We start from the raw sequence: 4,304 nt of genomic DNA on the forward strand, positions 1-4,304 counted from the left end.
CGCTCACCTCCTGGTCCTGGTTCCGAGTCCCCGGGTCAGCTTGCGCCGGCGCTCGGCCCGGCGGCGGTCCTTCTCGATCTGGCGGACCACGGTGCGGCCGGGGATGCCGGTGACCCCGCCGCCGCCGTGGGTGGCCGACCCGGCCTGGTAGAGGCCGCGGATGGGGCTGCGGTAGTCGGCGTAGCCGGCGGCCGGGCGGGTGTGGAACAGCTGGCTGGCCGACAGCTCGCCGTGGAAGATGTTCCCGCCGACCAGCCCGTACTCGTGCTCCATCTGGTAGGGGCCGATCACCTGGCGGAACAGGACCGAGTCGGTGAACCCGGGGGCGACCGCCTCCATGCGGGCCACCACCCGGTCGGCGTGCGCCTCCAGCTCCTCGTCCATCGGCTTGCCGGCCCAGGTGTGGGGCACCCATTGGGTGAACATCGAGACGATGTGGTGGCCCTCGGGGGCCAGGGTCTTGTCGAACACCGAGGGGATGCAGACGTCGGCGAACGGCAGCGCCGAGGGCCGGCCGGCGGCCGCGTCCTGGAAGGCGCCTTCCATGTCGTCGAGCGACTCGGCGAGGACGATGGTGCCGCCGTGGATCTCCGGGTCGAACTCGGGCCGGCAGGTGAAGCGGGGCAGCCGCTCTGTGGCCAGGTTGACCTTGACGGTGCCGCTGCGGGTCTTCCAGCGCTCGATGTCGGTCACGAAGTCATCGGGCAGCTCGGACCGGTCGACCTGCTCCAGGAAGGTGATCCTGGGGTGGGTGGCGGCCACCACCACCTCGGCGGTCAGCTCCTGGCCGCCTTCCAGGACGACCCCGGTGGCCCGGCCGTCCCGGACGGTGATCCGCCGGACCGGGGCCGAGGTGCGGATCTCGGCCCCGAAGGAGCGGGCGGCGGCGGCCATGGCGTTGCTGACCCCGCCCATGCCGCCCTCGGCAAAGCCCCAGCTGCCCAGGTGGCCGTCGCCGACGTCGCCGATGTGGTGGTGGGCCATCACGTACGCGGTCCCGGGGGCGCGGGGGCCGGCCCAGGTGCCGATGACGCCGCTGACGGCGTGGACGGCCTGGAGCTCGGGCGACTCGAAGAACTCCTCCAGCAGGTCGGCGATGCTCAGGGTGAACAGCCGGGTGACGTCGGCCGCCTTGCGGGTGTCGAGGCCGCGCAGCCGCCACACCAGCTGGGCCTGGGAGGCCAGGTCGGCGGGGCGCCGGGAGCCGACCTTGGGCGGGATGGCCGACAGCAGCGGCCCGAGCACGTCGGCCAGGCCGGCCATCCAGGCGTCCCAGCGCTCCTCGGCGTCGGCGTCGCGGCCCGAGAACTTGGCGATCTCCTGGCGGCGCTTCACCGGGTCGTTGGAGAGCTGGAGGGAGGTGCCGCGGGCGTGGGGGGCGAAGTAGGGGCCCTGGGGGTAGACCTTGTAGCCGTGGCGGTGGAGGTCGAGGTCGCGCACGATCCCCTGGGGCATGAGGCTGATCACGTACGACAGCGAGGTCACCTTGTAGTCGGGCCCGAAGGGCCGCTCGGTGACGGCGGCGCCCCCGACCACCTCGCGGGCCTCGCAGACCAGCGTCCGGTGCCCCGCCCGGGCCAGGTAGGCGGCCGCGACCAGCCCGTTGTGCCCGCCGCCGACCACGATCGCGTCGTACCGCCCCTGCTCCATGCGCCTACCTCCCGGCCCGAGACCCACCTTCCTTTTTAACTGATTCGTCAGTCAGGAAGCAAGCAGCGTGATGCTCGGCCACCCCGCGCAGGATGGGCACCGCCTCGGCCAGGCAGCGGTCGGCCACGCCCGCCTCGGCGGCCGCGCCGGAGGCCAGGGCCGGGCAGCGGGGGTGGAAGCGGCAGCCGTCCGGGACCCGGGTCGGGTCGGGCGGCTCGCCGGCGAGGATCTGGGTCTCCTGGCGGCGGGCCTCGGGCACCACCGACAGCAGGGCCCGGGTGTAGGGATGGCGGGGGTCGGCCAGCACGGCCTCGGTCGGGCCCTGCTCGACGATGCGGCCCAGGTACATGACGGCCAGCCGGTCGGCGATGTTCCAGGCCAGGCCGAGGTCGTGGGTGACGACCAGGATGGACAGGCCGAGGTCGCGGACCAAGCCGAGCAGCAGGGCCAGGATCTCGCCCCGGACCGAGGCGTCGAGGCTGGACACGGGCTCGTCGGCGACCAGCATGCTCGGCTCCAGGGCCAGCGCCCCGGCGATCACCACCCGCTGGCGCTGGCCGCCGGACAGCTCGTGGGGGTAGGCCAGGAAGAACCGCCGCGGCGGGCGCAGGCCGCTGCGGGCCAGGGCCTCCTCGACCAGCGCCTCCTCGTCGCCCTTGACGCCGTGGATGCGCAGCCCCTCGGCCACCGACTCGTACACCGACTGGCGCGGGTTCAGGGCCCCGGTCGGGTCCTGCAGGACCAGCTGGACCTCGCGGCGGTAGGGCTTGAGGGCGGCCGTGCCGCGGCCGATCGGGCTGCCCCGGTACAGGACCTGGCCGCTGGTCGGCTCCACCAGGCCGAGGATGGCCCGGGCCAGGGTCGTCTTGCCGCAGCCGGACTCGCCGGCCAGGGCGACGATCTCGCCCGGCTGCACCTGGAGGTCGACCCCGTCCACGGCCCGGGCCGGCGGGCCCTTGCCGCGCCTGGCGCCGAAGTGGACCTGGAGGTCGCGCACCTCCAGGATCGGCCCCTGGGCGGTCGGCGAGGCCGGCGCCGCCGGCTGGGTCGCGGTCACGGCCCGACCCCGTCGGCCCGGGCCACATGATCGACCGGGCCACCCTCCGCCGGCGATGAACCGTACCCGCCACCGGCTGGGCCGTTGTGGCGGACCAGCTCGGGGTGGCCGTCGCGGACGTGGACGCAGGCCGCCCGGCGGCCCTCCCCCGCCGGCCACAGCTTCACGTCGATGGTCGGGCACTCGGCGATCGAGACCGGGCAGCGGGGGTGGAACTCGCAGCCGCTGGGCAGGTCCCGCGGGTCGGGCGGGTCGCCGCCCAGGCCGCGGGGGTTGCGGCGCGAGGCGCGGTCGCCGATGGTCGGGAACGCCTCGGCCAGGGCCCTGGTGTAGGGGTGGGCGGGGGCGTCGAACACCTTGGCCGCCGGTCCCTCCTCGACGATCCGGCCGGCGTACATGACGGCGATCCGCTCGCAGGTCGCGGCCAGCACCGACAGGTCGTGGGTGATCAGCAGCAGGGCCAGGTCGAGCTCGCGCCGCAGCTCCTCGAGCAGGGCCAGCACCTGGGCCTGGACCATCACGTCCAGGGCGGTGGTCGGCTCGTCGGCGATCAGCAGCCGGGGCGAGCAGGCCAGGGCCATGGCGATCATCATCCGCTGGCGCTGGCCGCCCGACAGCTCGTGCGGGTAGCTGGCCGCCCGGCGGGCGGGCAGGCCGACCTGCTCCAGCAGCTCGCCGACCTTGGACGCGGCCTGCCTGTCGCTCACCTTGTCGTGGAGGTTGATGGCCTCGGCGATCTGGTCCCCGACCCGGCGGACGGGGTTGAGGGCGTGCATGGCCCCCTGGAACACGATGGCCGCCTCGGTCCAGCGGACCGCCCGCAGCCGGCCCGGCTTCATGGTGAGGACGTCCTCGCCCTCCAGCAGCACGCTGCCGGTGGTCCTGGTCCCCGGGGGCAGCAGGCGCAGCACGGCCGCGGCCATGGTCGACTTGCCGCAGCCGGACTCGCCGGCCAGCCCGAGGGTGTCCCCCGGCTCCAGGGTCAGGTCGACCCCGCGCACCGCCGGCACCGCGCCTGACCTGGCCGGGTAGCTGACCGTCAGGTCGTTGACCTCCAGCACGGCCATCGTCACCGCCCCCGCAGCCGTGGGTTGAGGACGGACTCCAGCGCCTGGCCGATCATGGTGAAGGCCAGCACCACCAGCAGGATGCACACCCCCGGCGGGACCAGGTACCACCAGGCCCCGATCGAGGCCGCCCCCTGGGTGAAGGCCGCGTCCAGCATCGAGCCCCAGGAGACCCGCAGCGGGTCGCCCAGCCCCAGGAAGGCCAGGGTGGTCTCGGACAGGATGGCCACGGCCACGATCAGGACGGTGTTGGCGAAGATCAGCGGGACCGTGTTGGGCAGGATGTGGCGGGTGATCAGGTGCCAGTCGCCGGCCCCCAGGGCCCGGGCCCGCTCGATGTAGGGCCGCGAGGTCACGGCCAGGGCCTGGGCGCGGACGATCCTGGCCGTGCCCGGCCAGGAGGTGATCCCGATGACGAAGGCGATGTTGGCCAGCGACGGCCCCAGCACCGTGGCCAGGACGATGGCCAGGGGCAGGAACGGGATGACCAGGAACCAGTCGGTGACCCGCATCAGCAGCGAGTCGGTCCA

At 74.1% G+C, this 4,304-nt stretch carries 4 protein-coding genes; all 4 read right to left on the bottom strand.

Annotated elements, in window-relative coordinates:
- Positions 1-3: 3 nt before the first annotated feature.
- Positions 4-1,650 carry an NAD(P)/FAD-dependent oxidoreductase gene (locus tag VF468_15105; protein HEX5879621.1) on the bottom strand — a complete coding sequence of 549 codons (1,647 nt, stop codon included), beginning with the start codon at positions 1,648-1,650 and terminating at the stop codon, positions 4-6.
- Positions 1,651-1,654: 4 nt separating this feature from the next.
- Complete coding sequence (locus VF468_15110) at positions 1,655-2,656, bottom strand: ABC transporter ATP-binding protein (protein HEX5879622.1); 1,002 nt, start codon at positions 2,654-2,656, stop codon at positions 1,655-1,657.
- A gap of 47 nt (positions 2,657-2,703) precedes the next feature.
- Positions 2,704-3,774 carry an ABC transporter ATP-binding protein gene (locus VF468_15115; protein ID HEX5879623.1) on the bottom strand — a complete coding sequence of 357 codons (1,071 nt, stop codon included), beginning with the start codon at positions 3,772-3,774 and terminating at the stop codon, positions 2,704-2,706.
- Positions 3,775-3,776: 2 nt separating this feature from the next.
- Positions 3,777-4,304, bottom strand: a 528-nt coding sequence (locus VF468_15120) for an ABC transporter permease (GenBank protein HEX5879624.1), incomplete at its 5' end; no start/stop codon positions are given.

The organism is Actinomycetota bacterium, assembly GCA_036280995.1.
Taxonomy (GTDB): Bacteria; Actinomycetota; CALGFH01; order CALGFH01; family CALGFH01; genus CALGFH01.

Excerpts from the sequence above, each read along its gene's own strand:
- VF468_15105 (HEX5879621.1), bottom strand. The coding sequence starts at position 1,650 with ATGGAGCAGGGGCGGTACGACGCGATCGTGGTCGGCGGCGGGCACAAC.
- VF468_15115 (HEX5879623.1), bottom strand. The coding sequence starts at position 3,774 with ATGGCCGTGCTGGAGGTCAACGACCTGACGGTCAGCTACCCGGCCAGG.